Consider the following 21,750-nt stretch of genomic DNA (forward strand, 5'->3'; position numbering starts at 1 on the left):
TTGGTCCTCTCCACTCTGTTTCTATAGAAGCTTGAACCTCTATATTGGCACATTGCGATGCCGTTTAGGAGGGAGGGGACCATCTCATCAAGCTACAGCGCCGGTGCAAATCCCGTAGAGACCAGATAGATACAATAGGCGATGTACATCGCCAAAAATGAAATACCATGAATCCGGTTGATGCGGCCGATGCGGTTGATGCGCAGCGAAAACAACAATAGCAGCAGCGTCAGCGCGGCCATGGTTACCCAGTCACGGTAAAGCACCAAAGGCTCTAACGAAATCGGATGGATGGTGCCGGCGATACCCACAACCGCCAGGGTATTAAACATATTCGAGCCAATCACGTTACCCAGCGCCAAATCATGTTCGTTTTTGCGCACGGCGGCAATCGCTGAAGCCAGTTCCGGCAGTGACGTACCGATAGCCACTACCGTCAGGCCGATAACCAAGTCACTGACGCCCAGCGCCTGCGAAATATTCACCGCGCCCCACACCAGCGCCCGCGAACTCAACACCAGAAACACCAAGCCAACCAGCAGCCAAATCACCGCCGGCTTCATCGCCATCGGATGCGAATCAATCTCCTGGGTAAATTCGGCCGCTAACGTATTCTGCTTGCCTTTAGCACCCAAATACACCGACCAGCCCATGTAGACGGCAAAAATTGCCAACAACAACCAGGCCTCAAGCTCGGTAATATTAAAGTCCCAAAGTAGTGCCGCAGAAAATAACGTAATAAGGATTAATACCGGCATTTCGCGTTTGATCACGCCGGATTGCACCGTGATCGGCGCAAGTACCGCGGTTAAACCCAATACCAGCGCAATATTGGTAATGTTAGAACCGTAGGCGTTACCCAGCGCCAGCGCCGGGCTGCCATCTAACGAGGCCAATGCAGAAACCACCATTTCAGGTGCAGAAGTACCAAAACCAATAATGACCATACCGATGATCAACGGTGGCATACCCAGATGCCTTGCAACCGCGGCCGAGCCATCAACAAAACGATCGGCACTCCAAACTAATACCGCTAAACCAACGATGACCGCTACAATCGACAACGCCATTAATAACCCTTTGAATTTGGTTTAATTTAATGGCGTCATTTTAGCGCGTTAAACGCAAAGTTACACTATTTGCTTTACCCTTGCTGCTCGGCAATGCTCTGCTGTATCGCCTCGATGCTGTTCGGATCATCAATGGTCGACGGAATCGCCACATCCTCGCGTTGCAATAACTGCCGAATAAGCCGGCGCAAAATCTTACCGGAACGCGTTTTCGGCAATTTTGGCACCACGTACAAGGTTTTTAAGCACGCAATCGCGCCAATTTCGTTGCGAATGGTTTGCACTAACTCGGCTTGCAACTGTGCCGGATCCACATCCACGTCATTTTTTAAGATCACCAGTCCAATAGGTAGTTCGCCTTTAAGGTCATCCGGCGTGCCCACCACCGCACACTCTGCAACGGCAGGATGTGCAGCCAGAATTTCTTCCATCTCGCCGGTCGACAAGCGGTGCCCGGCAACGTTAATCACGTCGTCGGTACGGCCCATGATAAACACGTACCCCTCGTCATCAATATAGCCGCCGTCGCCACTGCAATAATAACCGGGGAATGCCTTCAAATAGCTATCATGCAACCGTTGTTCGTCGCCCCAAACCGTCGGTAAACAGCCCGGTGGCAATGGCAAACGCACACAAATCGAGCCTTCTTCACCGGCCGCAACCGGCTTACCCATGGTGTCCAGCACCGCAATTTCATAGCCCGGTACCGGCAGGCTCGATGAGCCCGGTTTAACCGGCGTTGCACCAACGCCTACCGGGTTCGCACACATGGGCCAGCCAGACTCGGTCTGCCACCAGTGATCATACACCGGCCGTCCGGTTACCTCGGTGGTCCACTCGTAAGTTGCCGGGTCTAAACGCTCGCCGGCCATATAAATGCGTTGCAGCGAACTGAGGTCATATTTTTTAAGGTATTCCGCGTGCGGATCTTCTTTTTTAATCGCCCGAAAAGCCGTCGGGGCCGAGAATACCGCAGTGGCTTTGTGCTGCTCTATAACCCGCCAAAATGCTCCTGCATCAGGGGTATTCACCGGCTTACCCTCGTACAAAATGCTGGTACAGCCAAAAATTAGCGGCCCATAAACAATATAAGAATGGCCAACCACCCAGCCAACGTCCGACGCGGTGAAGAACACCTCACCCGGTTGCAGTCCGTACACATAGTTCATAGAAAAATTTAGCGCCACCGCATAACCACCGTGGTCGCGTACCACGCCCTTTGGTCGTCCGGTGGTGCCCGAGGTATACAAAATATAAAGCGGGTGCGTCGCCGCTACCGGCACCGCATCAACCGGCTGCGCGGTTTGCATTAACTGCTGCCAGTCATGGTCGCGACCGTCTTGTAATTCGGCAGTTTCTTGCTCACGTTGGAAGACAATCACGTTTTTTGGCGGCTTTTCGGCTTCTTTCAGCGCTTTATCTACGATAGGTTTATAGGCCAGTGTGCGTTTGCCTTCGATACCGCACGACGCGGTTAGCAACAGGGCAGGCTCGGCATCGTCAATGCGAATGGCCAACTCGTGCGCGGCAAAACCGCCAAATACCACCGAATGAATCGCGCCAACGCGGGCGCACGCCAGCATCGCAATCGCCGCCTGGGGTATCATAGGCATGTAGATAATGACGCGGTCGCCCTTTTCTACCCCCATCGACTGTATAACGCCGGCAAACTTCGCCACTTCGTCTTTCAGTTCGTTAAAGGTATATTTTTGCAGGCTTCCGGTAACCGGCGAGTCATAAATCAACGCATCCTGATCGCCACGACCGGCATTAATCTGCGCATCCAGAGCCAAATAACTGGCGTTGATTTCACCATCCGGGAACCAGTCCGCCAGTCCGTTCTTTTTAACAGCCGCACCTATAGTCGGCTGCTTAAACCATTGCAGCCGCTTGGCCTGCTCCAGCCAAAAGCCCTCAGGATCCTGCTGCGCTTCGGTATAAATCTCGTGATAAGCCTGCATACTGCTACCTCAAATCCATTTTTTAACATCTTGATAACAGCATAGGCTGTGGCAGGAAATATGGAATTCGACCTTGGTCGCATCATTGTGTAAAAACGCCGAGGTTGCTAGCTACGTGCGATAGGAATGCGACCGGTCGATATGGCCTTACGGCGGATACTGGGAATGGGCGCAATGCGAAACAGATCGCCATTGACACCTGTCAGCGTTCGTTTAATGCCGATTTCGCGAGCAATCTCGGCGTGACGTTTTAAGTGTTGCGACTCGCCATGGGTGGGGATAACCAGCGCCGGGGTAAGCCATCGGTAAAGTTGCTTAAGCTCTTCCTGGTTAGGGTGACCAGAGGCGTGGATAGGCAACTCAGTGTCATCCTTCTGGATAACCGCGATACCACGGGCACTGAATTTTTTCTTCATCGTGTCGATTGGCGCTTCATTGCCCGGAATCACCATCGCGCTCAAGATGACGGTATCGCCTTTATCCATCGCCAACATTGGATGGGAGTCGTCCGCTAAACGCGATAGCGCAGCACGCGGCTCACCCTGACAACCGGTAGCCACCACCATCACTTCGTGCGGCGGCAGATAGCCGACGTGCTGGTGCGTGATAAGCTCTAAATCATCCGGCCATAGGCCAAACGCTCTGGCGGTGGCGACGTGCCGTTCTAACGAGCGTCCAAATACAGCCATGCGCCGGCCGGCGCGTTCAGCCACTTTAGCCAGTGTAACCAGGCGGGCAATATTGCTACTGAAACAACCGACCACCACGCGCCCTTCGCAGCGTTTGGTTTCTGCCAGCAGTCCCTCAAAACATTCTGCTTCTGACACCGACCAGCCCGGTTTTAATGCATTGGTAGAGTCACCAACGACCGCATCAATGGGGATATTCGCCAGCTGTTGGAGCGCGCTGGCATCAATCGGCGCACCAATCACCGGGTCACGATCAATTTTCCAGTCACCGGTATGTACGACACGGGCAGCGGGAGTTTCCAGTAAAATGCCATAAGGATCGGGTAATGAATGGGTCAACCGGATCCAGGTGGCCTGAAAAACGCCAATGGTGACAGTTTCGCCGTCGTTAACTTCAATTATCCGCACTTTATCGGCAAAATTGGTATAACTGAGCTTTCGCCGTAACACCGCCGCGGTATAGGGCGTGGTATAAATGGGGCACTTCAGCCGTGGCCATAAATCTTCAACCGCACCAATATGGTCCTCATGCGCATGAGTGATAATCAACCCAGCCAGTAAATCGAGATTGTCGGTGATAAATTTTGGATCAGGCGCCACCACCTCATGTTTTACTTCACCAGCATCGTCCGGATTGAGCGGTTCGTCAAAGGACACCCCGCAATCGACCATCAGCCACTGCCCTCCGTGCCCGTAAAGGTTCATGTTCATACCGATTTCACCGGTACCACCGAGCGGCAGAAACCAAAAATCACTGCTGGCAGGAACCACCTGACCTCCATTACCCATTAAAACCATAGTGTCTCATATACGTCGCAACGCGGGCAAAACGATTAACATGATTAAGAACCAAAGATTTAACCACGGAGGGCACCGAGCCCACGGAGAAAAAATATTTTATGCCCAAAACATTTATTGCCCCACCAAATTCCGCCATGCCGGCGGGTAGCGGCCTTTGGCGATAAATTCGTGCAATGTTGAATGCGGCCATTCCCAGGGCCGATTAGCGTAGCCATGTTTTACCGGATTATAAACGCAATATTTAATACAGCGCTCATAATCGACTTGGTCAGCGATCCAATGGTCATAAAATCCCTTATGCCACAAGCTCCCCCGCTTCGCTCTTCGACGCTGCTTAACTTTATCATTCAAATTATACTTTTTAGATGAATATTGCGGTAACGCACGCGTCATATGGCTTTTAAAACATGCAATAAATCGACCCAGTTCAATATGATGGGTTCGAATAACAAAATGCATATGGTCCGGCATCACCACCCACGCATGAACCTCGAGCGGATATTTGTCCCGCGCACGCTTCAACGCACACCGAAACGCTGCAAGAACATCAGGCTCTGTGAGAACAGGCTCACGCTGGTAGGTATTCATGGTGACGAAATACATACCCGCGGGATAATATTTTCGGGGTTTCCATTTTTTCATCCCCCAATTGAAAATCATCGCCGCGAAAATCGCCGGGGATATTGGATTAAAATCGACAACGAAATATCGGATATCGGGGAAGGGTTTTTTAGGGAGCGGGATTGAATTCGGGATGGGATTTAAGGGAGATCGGGGAAGCGGCGGGATTGGGATTTATGCTGCATCGAGGAAGCGGCGGGATTGGGATTTATGCTGGCTTCCGGCGCTGGGTTCTAGTCCGCCTCCACCGGTGCGCTCCCTACGGTCGCTAAACCGGTGGGTACTCACGATCTGCCAAGGCTCCTCTGCATCGCGAGCGCCTTTTCATTTTTATCGTGCTGACGTTAAATTCTTTAAAACCTCGATGTTTGCATTTCCGGGGGAATGAATTCATATCGTGTGTACCCGCCGGTTTAGCGAGGCGAAGCCGAGCGCACCGGCGGAAGAAGCCTCTCGCCGCCTATAAATCCCATCAAAGCCGCCCCGAATTCGCCTGCGAGCCCCATCGAAGCCTCCAAAGCCATAGCCTGCAGAAACAAAAAAACCGCCTCAAGGGCGGTTCTTTCTTATATATTGGCGGAGAGAGAGGGATTCGAACCCTCGATAGCTTGCGCTATACACACTTTCCAGGCGTGCTCCTTCAGCCACTCGGACACCTCTCCGGAACGGCCGCTATACTAGGGGTTTTAGCCGGTTAGTTCAAGTCATTTTGCGCTAACAGGCTAAAACTCATACATCTTTTACGACACCCGGAAGCGGCGCACCTGGCCACTTAAGCGCTTGGCCAGCTCATTTAACTCGCGGCTGGACGAGCTGACTTGCTCAGAACCCGCCGCCGACTGCTCAGTCGCCTGGGTAATACTATGGAAGTTTTCGTTAATTTCATCCGCTACCGAGCTTTGTTCTTCCGCCGCGGTGGCGATTTGCGCATTCATATCAGTCATGCGTTTGACGGCTTCGTTGACGGTCTGCAACGACTGCCCTGCCCGACGCGCCTGCTCCACACTATCCGACGCCTGTTGCTGGCCGCGTTCCATTACCGACACTGCATTACCCGCGCTGGTTTTCATGGTGCCAATAACCGTCTGGATGCTCTTCGTCGACTCCTGGGTACGATTCGCCAACGCGCGAACTTCATCAGCTACTACCGAGAACCCACGGCCATGCTCACCCGCACGAGCCGCCTCAATGGCCGCATTCAATGCCAATAAATTAGTCTGGTCAGCAATCCCCTCGATAACCTCAAGCACTTTATTAATCTCTTCGGTATTATCACTCAGCTGCGTAATCACCGCGGCGGCATTCTCTACTTCATGCGCCAACGATTCAATCGAGCGAATGGTCGAATCGACTTCGGCACTGCCCTGCTGGGTTTCACGATCGGTCTCGTCAGCCAACTGTGCCGCTTCGTTAGTATGGCGGGCTACTTCACTCACCGTTTGCGACATTTGGTTAATTGCCGCAGCACCCTGAGTGGTTTCGTCCTGTTGTTTAATCACCAGCTGCGAATTATTGTCCGCGGTCTCTGACAACTCGCCGGATGAATTTAACAAGGTATCAGACGACTCAGACACTTCTTTAACCAACCGCTGCAGCTGACGAACCATGCGGTTCACCTGCTCCATCATCGAGCCTTCATACTTAGAGTGAGTCGATACCGTCAAATCACCATCAGCAATGCGCTCCAGCACTTCCACCGCCTCTTCAGGCTCGCCACCAATGGTATGCGTTAAGCGGCGCACAATAAAATAACTCACTACCGCACCGGCAATAATCGCAAACGCCGTAACAATCCACATTAATGTCGTGAAGTTATTACTATCTTCCAATACCGAGTCGACACCATCTGCAATTGACGCCTCTTCGTAATCAATAAAGTCATTAATCCGATTAAGCCACTCAGCATAGGCCGGCGATAAGTCCGTCAATACATAATCCTGCGCTTGCTGACGTTGCCCTGCGGCCAACAGCCGTTCAACTTCAACCGCCGTCGCCAACGCCCGCTGCTGAATCTCATCAATTCGCGCCAACAATTCTTTTTCGCGGCTATTCACATACTGAGGATTACTAATAACCGAATCCATACCCTGTTCAGCATCATCATAGGCCGCCGCTAATTCTTCTATTAACGCCCGAAATTCATCCCGCTCGGCGGCACTTTCGGTTAGCACTAAATCACGCAGGGCAATAGCGCGGTCATGCACTGAGCCGCGATAATTAATCGCATAGCGTTGTTTTTCGCTGCCGACTTCGTTAACCCGGGTCAGGGTTTTATTAATTTCGTCGACCTGGTAGGTTCCAATCACCGTAGTGGCGACTAACAACAATATAATGAAGGCAAAACCCGCATAAAGACGGTTGGCAATCGTCATCAATAACTCCAAATTGATTGATTATTCTATTTTAACGAAGAGTTTTACCCATTTAATGCAGGTTTAGATCAAAAATATTCGAAAAAACCTAAAACTGTTGGGTTTCGCCAACTGCCATTATCTGAAATTCCTGCTCAGACAGACCCGCCTGCTCGCGCGCCGCCGCAATATCATCCAAGGTTCTCTGAATGCCTTCCGCGGCTAACTGGAACGCTCCCCAATGCATGGTCACGCTTTGTTTTGCACCAATATCACGGTGAATCAAGGTCGCCTGATAGGGGTCAACATGGGGCATTTCCATAAACCAGCGCGGTAAATAGGCGCCGACCGGATTTAAAGCCAAATCGACCGGCGCAAAGCGCTCGCCAATTTCCTTAAACTGCACCTCGTTATAGCCGGTATCACCGCCAAACCACACCCGCCAGTCGCCAATATCAATCACATAACTAGCCCATAAGGTTTCAAAACGATCCCACAACGACCGTCCCGACCAGTGCTGACTCGGCGTGGCATAAACAGACAAATCACCGCTAGCCAGCGAAGCACTCTGCCACCAATCCAGTTCAGTCACCTGCGACTCAGCAATACCCAGCTCAACAAACCATGATTTTAACTTTAACGGCACGTAATAATGCACATCCGGGCCCAACGCCAAAATGCTGGCTTCATCCAGGTGATCATAGTGATCATGCGAAATAACCACCGCATCAATCGGCGGCAATTCGTGCAGTGATAGTGGCAGTTCAGTTAACCGCGATGGCCCGGCAAAACTAACCGGCGACGCGCGCTCACTAAAAATCGGGTCGGTAAGCACATTCATGCCCTGGTATTGCAGTAAAAACGTCGAATGCCCCACCCAGGTAACGATCCGCTCGTCCGGGTCCGGCGACTGAATCGCCGCTAAATCGGGCTCGGCCACAGGGATTAAATGCGCCTGCTCGGCCTGATCCTTCCACTCCACGTCACCAAACCAGCGCATATACCAGTAATCAAAAAAACCGGTATCTTTTTCTGCGCCATGCAAGTTTTTAAAACCCTCGGCGGTGTGCCAGGGTTTAGTGGGCTGATAAGAAGGGCTGGAACAACTGACTAAAACTAAACTAACGGCAATCCAACAACCAGCGAAAAAGCCGTAACTGACTCGGGACATAAAACAAATACTCCGGATGCCACTGAACTCCAATCACGTCTCGCTGTGTATGCTCCGACGCCTGAATAAAACCGTCAAGATCCCAACCCACGGCGCGCATGTCCGTGCCGGTGCGCGAGACAATCTGCGAATGCAGGCTGTTAACCCGCAGCCGTTGCTTGCGGCATACCGCAGCAATACAAGAATCATCCGCTAAACGCACCTGCTTGGTGGGCAACAATCCGGGACGGTTATAGGTCAATTTACGTAACTCGCGGATGTTTTGGTTCAGCGCCCCGCCTAAAACCACGTTAATTAACTGCGAGCCCCGGCAAATGCCCAATAGCGGCCGATTATGCTCCAGCGCCCAACGGATCCAGCTAATTTCCAGATCGTCGCGATCCGGATCGTATTCGCCATCGGGTTCCGGCTGCTGCTCGTAATGCGACGGGCTTATGTCATCACCGCCGCCAATAATCACGGCATCAATAGCATCAGGCGACACCTGATGCCGCACACTTACCCGCAGCGGGCAAGCGCCAAGCAAGCGCAGCGCCAGCCAGGTACACCACCACGACGGCGACCAGCGCCGTGCATTACCGGTTACCACCACCCGCGGTCGACTAGCCATGCCTGCATTCTCCGCTTCCAATCGCTCTCGCTCACGCCCATCAATGGACGGCTTAACGCTAAAAACTCATCGCGCCAATACGCCAATGCCTTACCATCATTGGCCAACTGCTCAATCACCCACCAGCCCTTCCAGCTCTCGGTTAAGTTCCAGTCCGGTCGCTCGACGTGGCAATTAGGCAACCGAAAATGAAAGGTCGGCCGCGACTTTATTTTGTCATCGCCAACCGCTTTATAAACCCGGTCCGGGTCGATATGCGCAAACAGCGGCAGCATATCCAGCGCACGATTCCGCGACGCATTGTGCTCCAGGTAATCGCTAATCAATAACGGCATGGTTACCGACTCGTGCGACAACAACACACGCAAATAGCTTTCAGGATATTTATCGATGTAAGGACTGACCTTACGGGTGGTATCTACTTGCAGCGCGTCAAACAGCCACCACTGCAATAAACCGTAGGCCTGCAGATAACGATGAATCACTTCCGCCGAAATCGACTCGTCATCGTCACCATTATCAGCCATAGGCACCGATGCATTCACATGCACGCCATAAGCCGCAATCCAGCTCTCGTCGGTGCCGCGCGCGCCGGCCTCGCGCAACGCATCCACCAGCGGTAGTAACTGCTCACATTGCGTCAGCGTCAATGGCGGACAGACCACCTCCATCGGCACCACCTTTTCGGCCAGCTGCTGTAAATCCTGCAACCAGGCTTTCTCGCCGGTTTCGCTCTGTTCTTTGGCCAGTTTTTTCAGGTAACTCCAGTCCAGTTCGATCTGGAAATCGCCCAACTCAGAATGGGTTATCGTGCGTTCTGCAAGCGAAACGCGTTGGATGTGACCCTGCAGTTGATGCTGCAGGGTATCGAGGGTTTGCTGCACCGACAGCCCGGAAAACTCCAGTTCAAAGCCGACGGTGCAATCACGTTGTAGTGGTAAAAACTCGTTACTGTTCTTTTCTGTAGAATTACTGATCGCCCTCTTCCTCAAAGTCTATCGAGAACTCGCCAGCAGGCCCGGGGAACACCACCGGACTTTCAAAGCCGTCTTCGCTGACACTGGCGACGCCAAAGATATAGTTATCAATAACGATGTTCTCTAGTGTGTATTCGGTCACATCGCCCACAAACCGGCTCCATTGCCATTGGGGTTCTGACGTTAAACGCCAATAAATCTTATAACCGGCAACATCTTCGCCCTGACTGGCGGCATCCCATTTAAGCGTTGTTGACGGCTGTACCGCACCTTCTATGTCAACGTTCTGAGGCGGCTCCGGCGCCCACGCCATACCAGCAAGCGAAACAGCATTAAGTGCGGTTAATTTAGCCGCGTAATCAAAATCGACGCCATCAATAGTATCACCGTACTCAATGCCGTTTTCGGTGCGCAGATCCTGATGCTGACGATAATAATTTTCATTGGTCTCCATTATACGAACACCCGGGTAGCCCAGATCATTAAACGGCCGGTGATGTCCGCCGCGACCAAAGCGGTCCAGCCGATACACGATCATGGTGTCCAGGTTAGGAATATAACGGTCAGCCATCAAATCCACATAGCGTGCAACGTTACGTGACGGTGAATCAACTTCGCCACCATAAAAGCGGCGCATGGTTGCTTCGCGGTCGCTTTCGTCCATGCGTGTACCCTCAGCAAAAATCCGCGCAGTCGTGTTATTAATGACGCCGTTAATGCCTTCGATGTTACCGATCATGTCGTTGTTCAGCACCGCATGAATACGCCAGTTCTGCTCTTTTGCCTTCTCGGCCAGAATTTTACCGCCAAACAAACCCTGCTCTTCGCCGGCCAGCGCAGCGTATACAACTGAGCCATCAAATTCATACTGCGACAAAACACGCGCAGCTTCTAATGTGCCGGCAACGCCCGAGGCATTGTCATTAGCACCCGGCGCATCCGAGGTATAGTCCATCACGTCGCTAACCCGTGAGTCGATATCGCCCGACATCAACACATAACGGCCCGGGTCCGTCTTACCGCGCTGAATCGCGATAACACTTTTAACTTCGGTCGCATCCGGGATGCGAGTTTCGCCTTCGATAATATCAGTAACGTACATGACTTCCAGGCAGCCACCACAGTCGGCGGAAATGCGTTTAAACTCTTCGTAGATCCAGCGCCGTGCAGCACCAATGCCGCGGGTATCTGATTCAGTTTCGGAAAGGGTATGGCGGGTGCCAAAAGAAACCAGCTTCTGGATGTCTTTTTCGATACGGTCGGCCTGCACAGCCGCCGCGATATCGTGCAGTTTTTGCTGGTCTTTATAAGTCAATGCTTGCTGCGCTGACGCCGTCGCCGGCAGGCTCAGCGACACCGTAGCCGCCACAGCCAAGCTCTTCAAATAACGCATAATCAATCGCCTTCTTATTTATACAAGATGCAGTTGATTATGCGTAGCTTGCGCTTGTAGCGCAAGTTCAACCATCGTCGTAGCTTGCGCTTTAAGCGCAAGCCAGGTCGCAAACCAATGAACTTATAAATGCTTCTACTTAATTACACATATCATTAAATAGTTTATGTAACATAAAAGTATAACATTCGGTTGAGCAAGCGTTCTTTTTCTTGTACGCTTTTGTAGCTGAATAAGGAACTTCATATGTGTGAATATTTTGTTTGTATCGGTGTTGCTGACAACGGTAAACCTTCTCGATTTGTCCATCGTGAGGGCTGCAAAAAGCTTAACAAGATCGAAATGCCAATGCGTTTAGGCGAGCTGCATTCAAAATTACACACTCTAGAGCTCGCAAAAAGCACATTCAACGACGCATGCTTCTGTCCCCACTGTTGTATCGATTCAAATTTCACGTCAGTTGTCTTTTGATAAGTAGTTATAACTAAAAAACTTACTGATGGAAGATCGATGCGGTAAGTCTCAATTCAATGCTCAAGTTATAGAAAGTCGACGCAACCTTGCACCGCGTAACCGGCGCTTCAATAATAACCGTACCGTGCGTCCTGACGCACGCTCTGCCGAAAGTCGCGTCAGGACGAGAAATTATACCTTTTGAAGACCATCTTATACCGTCAGTAATATTGCTTAGAGGCTGCAATGGAGGGTATAAAGTAGGTTACACGACGAAGAAGCAGTGAAACATAACAAATGACCAAAATCCCGACGCCGTTGCCAATAAGTGCGATGGTGTTGCTTTTTAGCCTAAGCTACTCAACTCCTTGCCACAGCGATACGTTAAGCGTTAGCTGTGGTGAGCAGCCAGTGTCTTGCTTACAATCCATCAACGAGCAGCAGCAACGCTTGGCGAGTGGGACCGATGGCTGGTGGGAGCTTGAGATTGCAAAGCTGAACTCTTTGTTTAAGTTTCAGAAAATTGACGACCTTTACGTCGCCTTACGTCCCTGGATTAACAACCCCGATGTCCCGCCACAATACCAGCCGCATATTGCTTTAATCTATGGCAAGTGGCTGCAACGCCGCCAGCGCCTCGATGAAGCTAATGTTGCGCTGGAACAAGCACTCGAGGGCTTTAAAGCACTTGAAGATAAAAATGCGGCGGCGCAGCTGGAGCTGAAAATACTCAACACCCTGGTGCTGTTAAACCGGTTTGAGCAAGCCAAGGCCTATGTCGAGCAGTTAAAACAAAAAGCTTACGATTCACCGCTGTTTTACCGCGAGGTCTATGCGGAACTGGCGCACATCGCGCATAAGAATGACGCCCGGCAGGCGCATGTGGAGTACCGGCGTGAGTCGGTGCGTTGGGCCAAGCAGGTGCCGGACGAGCAACAAAAAGCTATTGCCTATAATAACTACGGGGTGGCGCTGCGTCTTAATGGCGACTACAAGCAGGCCGAACAGCCATTATTGAAGGCTGCTGAGCACGCAGAGCAAGCGCATGATCTGCACCAATTACAAAAAATCAGACTGCGCCTTGGCGAGGTCTACGTTTTGTTGGACGAGCCACAAAAAGCACAGCATTACGTCGACGTCATTGACCTGCAGCACTTAAATAAAAGCCAGGTGGCGCACTACCGGCAACTCGCCCGCTCGGTCAAGATGTAACCACGGAGAGCACGGAGGGCACTGAGAGCACGGAGAAAACATTTTTAATGTAAAACCCGAAAACTGGGGTTTCCATTTTAAAAGGTTTTTCTCCGTGTTCTCCGTGTCCTCTGTGGTTAAAACCTCTCTAGGCCATTTTTTTAATAGTGACTGCAAATTGCTCAACGACCTGCAGCTGCTGTTTAGCCAGAACTTTAAAATGCTCACTGATGACACCGCTTGCCAACACATGGTGCCAAAAGTCTTCTGCGGCGGCATAGGCTGTTTGCCAACATATCTTTGGAACACTCGGGTTAAAGCCTATGTGATAAGGCTCGGATGGTAAGTCACCCGCACTGTTAGGAGAAAAATGCATCGGTAACATGTCATAAATCGGCGCTAACTCAAAAGGTCGTCCGCCCCAGTTGAGTGCTGAAACATTGCCTAAATGCATATCCGAATTTGCGATCAGTTGTCCAAACGCCCAGGCGACCTTACATTGAGTCACTGCGTTTTCGGTTATGACACCTTGTTGATACAACGTGTCAGCAATTTCAGGCCAATTGCCATTGGCTTTACCAACGAACTCTGAATCCAAACTCGAAAACGAATTAACCCCAACTCGTCCACCCTCTGGCGTTCTATCAAACCTTTTTGACGCGAGCAGTGTTCGCCCCTGAACACAGAACGTGCGATTATGGGCAGCAATATCGGCAACCAAGCCATTGAGTGCTGTTGCAGCTAACGCTTCTGCCTGAAGTAAATCCGCCCATCGGTTAGCTACTGAATCAATCTCAGTTTGCGTCACGTGACCAGAAAACTTGACGATACACTCTCCCTCGGTAAGCATTGTGGTGAATTTAGGCTGTTCGCCTTTAGCTGATGAATCAAAATGCTCACCGCGGGCAATCGCCTCAGCTTTGGCGCCCGCTTGTTGGTCGCTAATAGCTGCTTCCTGTGCTGACTGCAACCAATGTGTGTAAGCCAAATCGCCAACCAGCAGATTACCCACGTGATCCTGCGGAAATTTCGCCAGTACCGCCAAAACATCATCCTCCGACCATTTATTCGGATCAGATTCGAGCGGCACGCCCTCGGTTCTCAAGCGTTTGGCAAAAGAGCGTCCAAGGAAACCTTGTGGCCTCATATCGGACAACCACCACGGCAAGGACTCGTAGAACTTCCACTCTGCATAAGCCTCGCCACTGGCATCATCTACGCGAAAATATTCCACTAAATAGCTATCATCAGGATAAACAATATGCAGCCGTGCCATCTTTCCAGCCGCTCCGTTCCGTTCGACACGGTAAATGGGCAACACCTCTAAAACGGGCAGCATGGGTAACGTGCGGCGAACATACCAACGTGTTGCACGTCCGTCGCCGGTTTTTATTACCTGCGCGCCCATACGGCTGAGTCGCCGGGTGATGGTGGTTGCATCAACCCGCAACCCACGAGCCAGTTCAGCGGCTGACATCGGCCCCGCCTTTAATGATGAAATGATGTTCTTTTCAAGCTCAGACACAGATTAAATCTCTATCGTTAATGCAGGGATTAAATAATTCATAAACTACTGTAAGTTAACGAATAAACTCTTAAACCCTTGTTAATACGCAGTGTTTTTTGCAGTGTTTATACAACCCTGTTTAGTTGTTATATCAAGCGTTAATTGATTTGTCATCATTTATGATTAAAGATATAACCACGGAAAGCACCGAAAAACCTTTTTAGGGGTAAACACAGTGGTTTGTTTTCCTTCTAAAGTTTTTTCTCCTTGCTCTCCGTGTTCTCCGTGGTTAAATCTTTTCAAACCTAAGCTGAGCCACTATCTCGGCAGTGGCTTGTTCAACAGATAGTTCGTTGGTCTGGATATGAATATCAGGGGTTGTTGGGGCTTCGTAGGGGGAGCTGATGCCGGTGAAGTTGCTGATTTCGCCGCTGCGGGCTTTTTGGTAGAGGCCTTTGGGGTCGCGTTGTTCGCAGATTTCGAATGGGGTGTCGATGAAGACTTCGATAAAGTCTGCTGCGCCGATCAAATCACGAGCGTACTCACGGTCAGAGCAGAAGGGCGAGATAAACGCGGTGCTGACGATTAATCCGGCGTCGACAAATAATTTAGCCACTTCCGCAACACGGCGGATGTTTTCGATACGGGCGGCATCGTCAAAGCCTAAATCGCCGTTCAGACCGTGGCGAACGTTGTCACCGTCGAGCAGATAAGAGTGCTTGCCCAGTTCGTGCAGTCTAATATCAACAGCATTGGCGATAGTCGACTTACCCGAGCCGCTTAACCCCGTGTACCACAACACCTTGCCGCGCTGGCCTTTCTGCTGTTCGCGCATCTGCCGACTCACACTCTGCGCATGCCAAACCGTATTCTCAGATTTCATCAGTCACCTTTTCAGAAATATTTACCACGGTTTAACCACGGAGGGCACTGAGAAAAGATCTTTAAGGAAGGGACACCGAACCACGAACTCCGAATTGCTCCTCGCATCCAAGTGCGTTATAAAAGACCTGCGGTATAATTCAAGGATGATGCGATGAGTAAAACAAGGATTGCTATAACGGCCATGGTTGCCGGAAGTGTGGGCTACTGGTTAGGCATCAGCCAGTCACAGATGGCGGGTAGCGTTGATTCGCCGATGCCCACTCAATTCAGGTCAGATGCTGTGGAAACACCTGAGCTTGACGTTAATCAGCCGACTATCAATCAGCGGCAAGCCGTTAACACAACAGAAAAGCCTAAACGCGAGTCGTCAGATAACACTGCAGAAGTTATCGGCAAACACCCTTTTCATTTTCCTGGCATCTACGCGCAAATAGCGCGGGAAAATAGTTATTACCCTAAGATCGTGGACCGCTTTGCTAGCGAAAACGGCGTGAGTTCATGGGGGATTTCGCGTGAAGGTGCGATTTCGGACCTGATGCAATCGGACACGCTGATGAATATCGACGTTGAATACCTGCAGTGCCGCCTTAAAACATGTCTGATGCGTGGCGTCGCGGAATCTAAAGATATCGCCTATCAGGTTTACGAAAACTACTCAAAGATCCAGCAATGGGGCTATCACTTCAGTGGAAAAGAAGATGAGGCCGGCAATTACCATTTTTACGTAATTACCCATCGGCAGGACGATTGATACAACACCTTAATAGCAACCTCACAGCCTACTGTTCTTACTTTATCATTGTTCCTGGTGCAGGTAACAGGCCGATGAAGCGGGCGAGGCTGAGTAGAGTCATAAACAATCCGATCATGGCTTGTGCTATGACGATGGTGTAAGCCAACACGCCGGAGGGGGAAATGTTTTCGACACCAAAACTGGTCATCACGACAAACGAGGTGTAGATGGCACCCAGAACACTGTTTGCAGTACCATCTACTAAAAGCTGAATAACTGACCAAAAAAGACGTACTGCGCGGCAAACCAGAGGATAATTTCGAAGTAGTTTTGGATCAGCAAAATAATCAGGCTGCGGTATCCACCCAGTTTATACTGCTGCCCTTTTTGAAGGGCACGAAAATGGTCAAACAGCAGCACATTAACTTGATAAACCACAACCTCAAATACCCGCATCAGGACGTAGATAGATATCGCCCACCCAGCCCATTCAGCAGGTATGTACAAAACAGCAGATATCGCCAAGAACTACAATAGCAGGTGCCCTAATGCCCAACATTCGACAAATAGGTGCTGATGACGTTTCGGCAAAAAGCGATTAACAACTTTTCTGACTACCGAGAAAACCGATAGTTTTGCTAAAAACTGGAAGATAACCTCCCAGAACCGCTCAATGAAGGTGCTGTGTGAGTCGCTCATGAATACGCTGTGCTACTTAAGTTATTGTTTACTGTACTTAGTTTACAGAATATCAACTTAATCTGTGTGGGTCTCGCGAATTTTCTCGGCTTTATTCGCTTTATCCGTGTATCTATTCCAAAGCTTCAGGCGCTGGTTTTTCGGGGAAAGGTCATTTTGATCTCAATACAGAGGATATCGGGGAGAGTAGTCAATCACATACAGCCTGTGTAGTCGTTTTTAGCAAGACTACGGCGAATGATGTTACTTTAATAAGACCGTTGATTGCAACGAGGTTTGACGGCCTAGTAGTAATGCCCAGGGGGCCTTGACGGCGGGAGAGACCACACATTTCCTTGGTAAGTCAGAGCCCCTTCGCTTGCGTTGGGGCTTTTATTAATTACACCGTAGCCATAGATGAATATCTACAATTTTGTTTTGTAATCGCAAGGCAAGCACTCCTTTGGTTGTGTCGTTTTACTAACACTTAATATTTCTTATAGGGCCAGGCGCAATAACGGGGCGGTGACGTCCTGGACACCGATGACGCCGTCGATGGATTTGATTTGGCGCTCCAGGCTTTTGGCGCGGTGCGGCAGGTAGGTTTGTACGTAGTTGAGGTCGTCGCGGAAAGCGCGGATGACCGGCCGTTTGCAACGGTACAGCTCGATATTCACCGCTAGTAACTTCTTCTCTTTGTAGAGCTTTTTCATATACAGGCTGGCTTCGTTAAAGCTGGTGAAATCACTTAGCCAGCGGCCGTTTACCGTCGGCTCGGCCTGGTTATCGCTTTGGCTGAGGCGCAGTAATAACGTCTTGGTATCGGCATGTTCAGCCGGGTCGATATATTTTAATCGCTCGAGAATTTCGTTTTCGATTTTTTTGCCGCCCAAAATATAATGACTGCGGCTGAGCCATAATTCCGGATTCTGAAACCAGCCCGGCAACCCCTGTTTGAACGGCATCAGAGCGGCTAAACCAATATCTTGTTGCTTAGCTTCGCGGTGTACAAACAGCGCATTGCACAGACCACATTTGGTGTATAACTGCGTTAACCGCGGATGCTCTTCTACCACTTTAGTGCCCTGCACGCCCTGTAAATGCAGTCGGTGTGGTTTTAGCACATCCAGTTTTAACTCCGACCCTTTAATCGTTTTCCAGCCAGGCAAATCAATGGCACTAACCAGGCCAACGAACAGTTTATCGAGGCTACTATAGGTTACGCTCAGTACCAGCGCCTGCACCGAATAGCCCGCGCGCTTGAGCCCGGCGAGTATGTTTTTAATCGCCGGCTGCTTAGCCAGCGCTACCGTCGACACGGCATAATGGCGCTTTTCGCCCTTAACGTTAAGGGTTAAAAAGTAAAACGGCAGTTGCAGCCGGATTTGTTCGCTATGGCCGCGTAACTCGGCCAGTTTTAACCTTAACCAGCGTTGATTAATTAACGCATTCAATAGCTGCGGCGTTTTCTTACAGCAGGAATCAATTAGCGCACTGTTGCTCTCGGTGGCAATGGCGTAAGCGGTCTTTTCCGGGTTGCCGCTAAAGATAACCGGCACGCCCTGCTGGCTTTGCAGCCACTGGCTTTCGTGGCCTTTGGCGCGCACCGAGAGGATAACATGGTCAACATTCACCTTGTAACGGAATTTATAGCCGTTCAGCAGGCCGCGCAGCAGTTTATCCAGCGCATCGTCATCGGCTACGGCGTCACGGCGCAGGCGTAAATAGCTTTGTTTGTCTTTTTCGTGGGTGCCCAGCACCTGGTAGCTGTAGGGTTGGCTCTGATCAAAGACAAACTCTTTGGCCAGCCCCAGGTAAAAAATGGCGACTGTTTGGTGTAGTAGTTTTTGCACCGGTGCGGTGGCGGGGAGTTTTAGCTGTACGCCCTGCAATGAAATGTCGACGGTCACGGCTTTTAGCTTAATGAGCTTGCCGTCTATGCGGCCTTTCACGACCACGTCGGTGACAAAATTCATGCGCTCTTCGCTACGGCGGTAATAGCGCCCCAGCACAAAGCTACCCAGCTTACTCTGGCTGTCGGCCTCGATTTGCTTGGTGACGCGAGTCTGCTGTTGCTCGCGCATGTACTGCATGATGTTGCGGTAGATTTCGTCGGTATACACACCGTTGTTGGCTTTTAGGCCGTCGGTAAAGATTTTTTGCGCTTCGGCGTTAAAAAAGTGGGTGCGGCCCTGGTATTCGTACATTGCAACCGGTCCGGGCACCTTGCGGCGCAGGTCGATGGCAGCGGTGCTGGGTTTGGTCAGCTCGTTCAGCTTTATTTTGAGCTGCAGCTTTTGCGGGCCGCTAAGGTGTGCTGTTTTCTCGGCAAACAGGCGCTCAAAACTGGCCGAATGCACCTTATGCTTAAGCTCGTTAATTAATTTCTGTAACCCGAGTCCCCTGACCATTCAAACCTCCCTGACGTTACCTCCATGTAACATGCGCTTAACATACTTTATTAATGGATGGTTGGCAATGGGGTCGGTTCTTTACGAGGACGAGCGCTAACCACGGAGAGCACGGAGGGCACGGAGAAAAGCCTTTTAAATTTTAAACCTAAATTGTGTTTTACCCTTAAGATGTTTTCTCCGTGCTCTCCGTGTCCTCCGTGGTTAAATCTTTGGAACGTGCGTCAGGACGCACGCGACGGGTTAATCATTTCGGCGTAGCCGTGGCGGTAGGTGGGGTATTCGAGGGTGAAGCCGGTGTTGCGGACGCGGCTGTTGTTGCAGCGCTTGGAACCGCGCGGGCCGGGGCCGGGTTCGACTTCGGACGATACTTCTACGCCCAATTGCCGTGCCAGCCATTGGTATACCTCGTATTGCATCACCGGTTCGTCATCACTTAACAGGTATAGGTTATTGCGCTTTTCAGGGTATTCCAGCAAAAACGCAATAAAGCGGGCGACGTCGTCCTGATGAATTCGGTTGGTCCAGCTCTCGCGCAAGGTGACTTTACCGGCTTTTAACTGGCGCAGCATAAAGTCTCGTCCTGCACCATAAATGCCGCTACAGCGTATAATCGTCGACGGCACCGGCAAGTCGCGTACCAAGGCTTCGGCCTGCAGCAACATGCGCCCCGAGTCCGATTCTGGCTCACAGGGCGAATCCTCGTCCACCCACTCACCATTTTGCTGGCCATACACCCCGGTGCTGGACACATAAATCACGTAGGGGGCATAATCCAGGCCACTAATCACCTGCTGCAAATGCCTGCAGGGCACGACATAGCCGTTGCGGTAGCCGTCTGAATCATACGAAGACGGCGTCAGCGTTACCAGCACGGCACCGAATTCGTTGCCATGCAAGACCGCGCGCAGATCCTGCTCATTGCCCGCATCGGCAGCTATTAATTCGACCCCGTCTACAGGCGGCTTGTCATCCGGATCCCGGCAAACACCTACCACCGAATGCCCCGCCGCCACGAACCGCCGCGCCGCACGCTGCGCAATATCGCCATAACCAATTGATAATATTTTCATACGGCAGAATATAACACCATTCGATGGGGTTAGGGCAAGAGATATAACCGCAGAGACGCTGAGGGCGCAGAGGAAAGACTTATATTGTTAAAACATTTAACCACAGAGTACACGGAGAGCACGGAGAAAAGATTTTTAAAGTAAAAACCTCAACAAGCGGTTTTTTGGGTTTCCCCTTAAAAGGTTTTCTCCGTGTGCTCTGCGCCTCTGCGGTTATATCTTTGAAGGAATAGCGTGCGTAACCGATGAAACCATTTGTTGCTGTGTCTCAGCACCCACCACGGGACTCTATTCGGATCCCATTTTAAGCAGACTTTTTAGATTGAACTATGCTTATAAACCACATATTAAAAATATTGTCGATTGACAACACAAAGATAAAGGACTATCTTTTCATGAAACGGAAAAAACACACCTCAAAGTGCATAGAAAGTGCAATAGTCTTCGCCGAAAGCAAAGGATGGTCGATCATATCAGGCGGAAAAAGTTCTCATTGTTGGGGGCGGATGCTATGCCCTTTTGGTGCACGAAACAAAGAATGCCGTTGCGGAGAGTTTTGCCTTGTCTCCATTTGGGGGACACCCAAAAATCATGAACAGCATGCACGCATGTTGATAAAAGCAGTCGAAAAATGTCAGTGGCGGGGACAAAATGACTAAATACTATGAATTCAGCCTTCGGTTTGACGTCTCAAACTGTGGCAAAAACCAGGATCAAATTGACGATAGTTTGTTTGAGGCTGGCTGCGATGATGCGCTAGTACGTCATGGCCGCCACGGCGAGATTAATATCACCTTCGAACGCCAGTCATCAACGGCGCTTGATGCGATGCAAGATGCGCAAAAGCAGGTGCTTTTAGCGTTGCCGCAAGCAAAATTACTCGAAGTGAAACCGGACTTTGTCGGTCCGACGGATATCGCCCGTGTATATTCAATCACTCGACAGCGAGTTCAGGCTCTGGTTAATACAAAACTATCGCACGTTCATCCTTTCACTAGCGTCGGCAATACACAAATTTTTAGGCTGGCGAATGTTATCGACGCTTTAGATAGCCAAGGCCGTCACCACGCAGACGAGGCTATCCGCGAAGCCGCAACCGCTGCCATGCAGCTTAACCGGCAAAACCTATAGGCCGATTCCAATCGGTGTTTACCTTTAAAAGGTTTTCTCCGTGT

18 protein-coding genes and 1 tRNA gene are annotated in these 21,750 nt (G+C 50.7%); 3 read left to right on the forward strand and 16 right to left on the reverse strand.

Translation table 11 applies throughout. The annotated features are described in order from the left end of the window. Positions 1-92 precede the first annotated feature (92 nt). The 10 genes from DEU29_RS09550 to DEU29_RS09595 form a co-directional block, all read right to left on the reverse strand. Positions 93-1,070, reverse strand: coding sequence for a calcium/sodium antiporter (locus DEU29_RS09550; protein WP_133540132.1), 978 nt, complete (start codon positions 1,068-1,070; stop codon positions 93-95). Positions 1,071-1,144: 74 nt separating this feature from the next. Next, positions 1,145-3,031 carry an acetate--CoA ligase gene (locus tag DEU29_RS09555; RefSeq protein ID WP_133540133.1) on the reverse strand — a complete coding sequence of 629 codons (1,887 nt, stop codon included), beginning with the start codon at positions 3,029-3,031 and terminating at the stop codon, positions 1,145-1,147. A 107-nt stretch (positions 3,032-3,138) separates the two neighbouring features. Continuing rightward, complete coding sequence (locus DEU29_RS09560; protein WP_432206881.1) at positions 3,139-4,518, reverse strand: ribonuclease J; 1,380 nt, start codon at positions 4,516-4,518, stop codon at positions 3,139-3,141. Positions 4,519-4,632: 114 nt separating this feature from the next. Next, positions 4,633-5,163, reverse strand: coding sequence for an REP-associated tyrosine transposase (locus tag DEU29_RS09565; RefSeq protein ID WP_166635902.1), 531 nt, complete (start codon positions 5,161-5,163; stop codon positions 4,633-4,635). A gap of 553 nt (positions 5,164-5,716) precedes the next feature. Next, positions 5,717-5,804 (reverse strand) — tRNA-Ser (locus tag DEU29_RS09570). Between the two features lie 78 nt (positions 5,805-5,882). Next, the gene (locus DEU29_RS09575) at positions 5,883-7,514 is read right to left on the reverse strand and encodes a methyl-accepting chemotaxis protein (RefSeq protein ID WP_133540135.1); all 1,632 of its coding nucleotides are present in this window, start codon (positions 7,512-7,514) and stop codon (positions 5,883-5,885) included. Positions 7,515-7,602: 88 nt separating this feature from the next. Further along, positions 7,603-8,664 carry an MBL fold metallo-hydrolase gene (locus DEU29_RS09580; RefSeq protein ID WP_133540136.1) on the reverse strand — a complete coding sequence of 354 codons (1,062 nt, stop codon included), beginning with the start codon at positions 8,662-8,664 and terminating at the stop codon, positions 7,603-7,605. After that, positions 8,615-9,274 carry a gamma-glutamyl-gamma-aminobutyrate hydrolase family protein gene (locus DEU29_RS09585; protein ID WP_133540137.1) on the reverse strand — a complete coding sequence of 220 codons (660 nt, stop codon included), beginning with the start codon at positions 9,272-9,274 and terminating at the stop codon, positions 8,615-8,617. The genes DEU29_RS09580 and DEU29_RS09585 overlap by 50 nt, the downstream gene beginning before the upstream one ends. After that, complete coding sequence (locus tag DEU29_RS09590) at positions 9,247-10,266, reverse strand: amidoligase family protein (protein WP_243734548.1); 1,020 nt, start codon at positions 10,264-10,266, stop codon at positions 9,247-9,249. The genes DEU29_RS09585 and DEU29_RS09590 overlap by 28 nt, the downstream gene beginning before the upstream one ends. Continuing rightward, positions 10,244-11,644, reverse strand: a complete 1,401-nt coding sequence (locus DEU29_RS09595; protein ID WP_133540138.1) for a M28 family metallopeptidase — start codon at positions 11,642-11,644, stop codon at positions 10,244-10,246. Before DEU29_RS09595 ends, DEU29_RS09590 begins: the two co-directional genes overlap by 23 nt. A gap of 750 nt (positions 11,645-12,394) precedes the next feature. Between DEU29_RS09595 and DEU29_RS09600 the strand changes: the two genes are divergently transcribed. Then, complete coding sequence (locus tag DEU29_RS09600; protein ID WP_133540139.1) at positions 12,395-13,309, forward strand: tetratricopeptide repeat protein; 915 nt, start codon at positions 12,395-12,397, stop codon at positions 13,307-13,309. A 127-nt stretch (positions 13,310-13,436) separates the two neighbouring features. On the opposite strand, the gene yjjJ is transcribed toward DEU29_RS09600, so the two are convergent. After that, positions 13,437-14,813, reverse strand: a complete 1,377-nt coding sequence (gene yjjJ / locus DEU29_RS09605; protein WP_279513244.1) for a type II toxin-antitoxin system HipA family toxin YjjJ — start codon at positions 14,811-14,813, stop codon at positions 13,437-13,439. Between the two features lie 271 nt (positions 14,814-15,084). Then, a complete protein-coding gene (cysC, locus tag DEU29_RS09610) occupies positions 15,085-15,678 on the reverse strand; it encodes an adenylyl-sulfate kinase (RefSeq protein ID WP_133540141.1) in 594 nt (197 codons plus the stop codon). Positions 15,679-15,831: 153 nt separating this feature from the next. Here cysC and DEU29_RS09615 point away from each other — a divergent pair, with 153 nt between their 5' ends. Further along, the gene (locus DEU29_RS09615; RefSeq protein ID WP_133540142.1) at positions 15,832-16,431 is read left to right on the forward strand and encodes a hypothetical protein; all 600 of its coding nucleotides are present in this window, start codon (positions 15,832-15,834) and stop codon (positions 16,429-16,431) included. Between the two features lie 243 nt (positions 16,432-16,674). Here DEU29_RS09615 and DEU29_RS14055 read toward each other — a convergent pair whose 3' ends face one another. The 4 genes from DEU29_RS14055 to DEU29_RS09630 form a co-directional block, all read right to left on the reverse strand. Further along, positions 16,675-16,869: a hypothetical protein gene (locus DEU29_RS14055; RefSeq protein WP_208107628.1), complete on the reverse strand. Its 195-nt coding sequence runs from the start codon at positions 16,867-16,869 to the stop codon at positions 16,675-16,677. A gap of 72 nt (positions 16,870-16,941) precedes the next feature. Then, positions 16,942-17,112: a hypothetical protein gene (locus tag DEU29_RS14060; RefSeq protein ID WP_208107629.1), complete on the reverse strand. Its 171-nt coding sequence runs from the start codon at positions 17,110-17,112 to the stop codon at positions 16,942-16,944. Between the two features lie 476 nt (positions 17,113-17,588). After that, complete coding sequence (locus DEU29_RS09625; protein WP_133540143.1) at positions 17,589-19,502, reverse strand: hypothetical protein; 1,914 nt, start codon at positions 19,500-19,502, stop codon at positions 17,589-17,591. Positions 19,503-19,726: 224 nt separating this feature from the next. Beyond that, positions 19,727-20,575 (reverse strand): SDR family oxidoreductase, encoded by an 849-nt coding sequence (locus DEU29_RS09630; protein WP_133540144.1) that lies wholly within the window; start codon positions 20,573-20,575, stop codon positions 19,727-19,729. 651 nt (positions 20,576-21,226) lie between these two features. On the opposite strand from DEU29_RS09630, the gene DEU29_RS09640 reads away from it, so the two are divergent. Next, complete coding sequence (locus DEU29_RS09640) at positions 21,227-21,706, forward strand: hypothetical protein (protein WP_133540146.1); 480 nt, start codon at positions 21,227-21,229, stop codon at positions 21,704-21,706. The last annotated feature ends 44 nt before the right edge of the window (positions 21,707-21,750 follow it).

Source organism: Idiomarina aquatica (genome assembly GCF_004362895.1).
GTDB lineage: Bacteria > Pseudomonadota > Gammaproteobacteria > Enterobacterales > Alteromonadaceae > Idiomarina.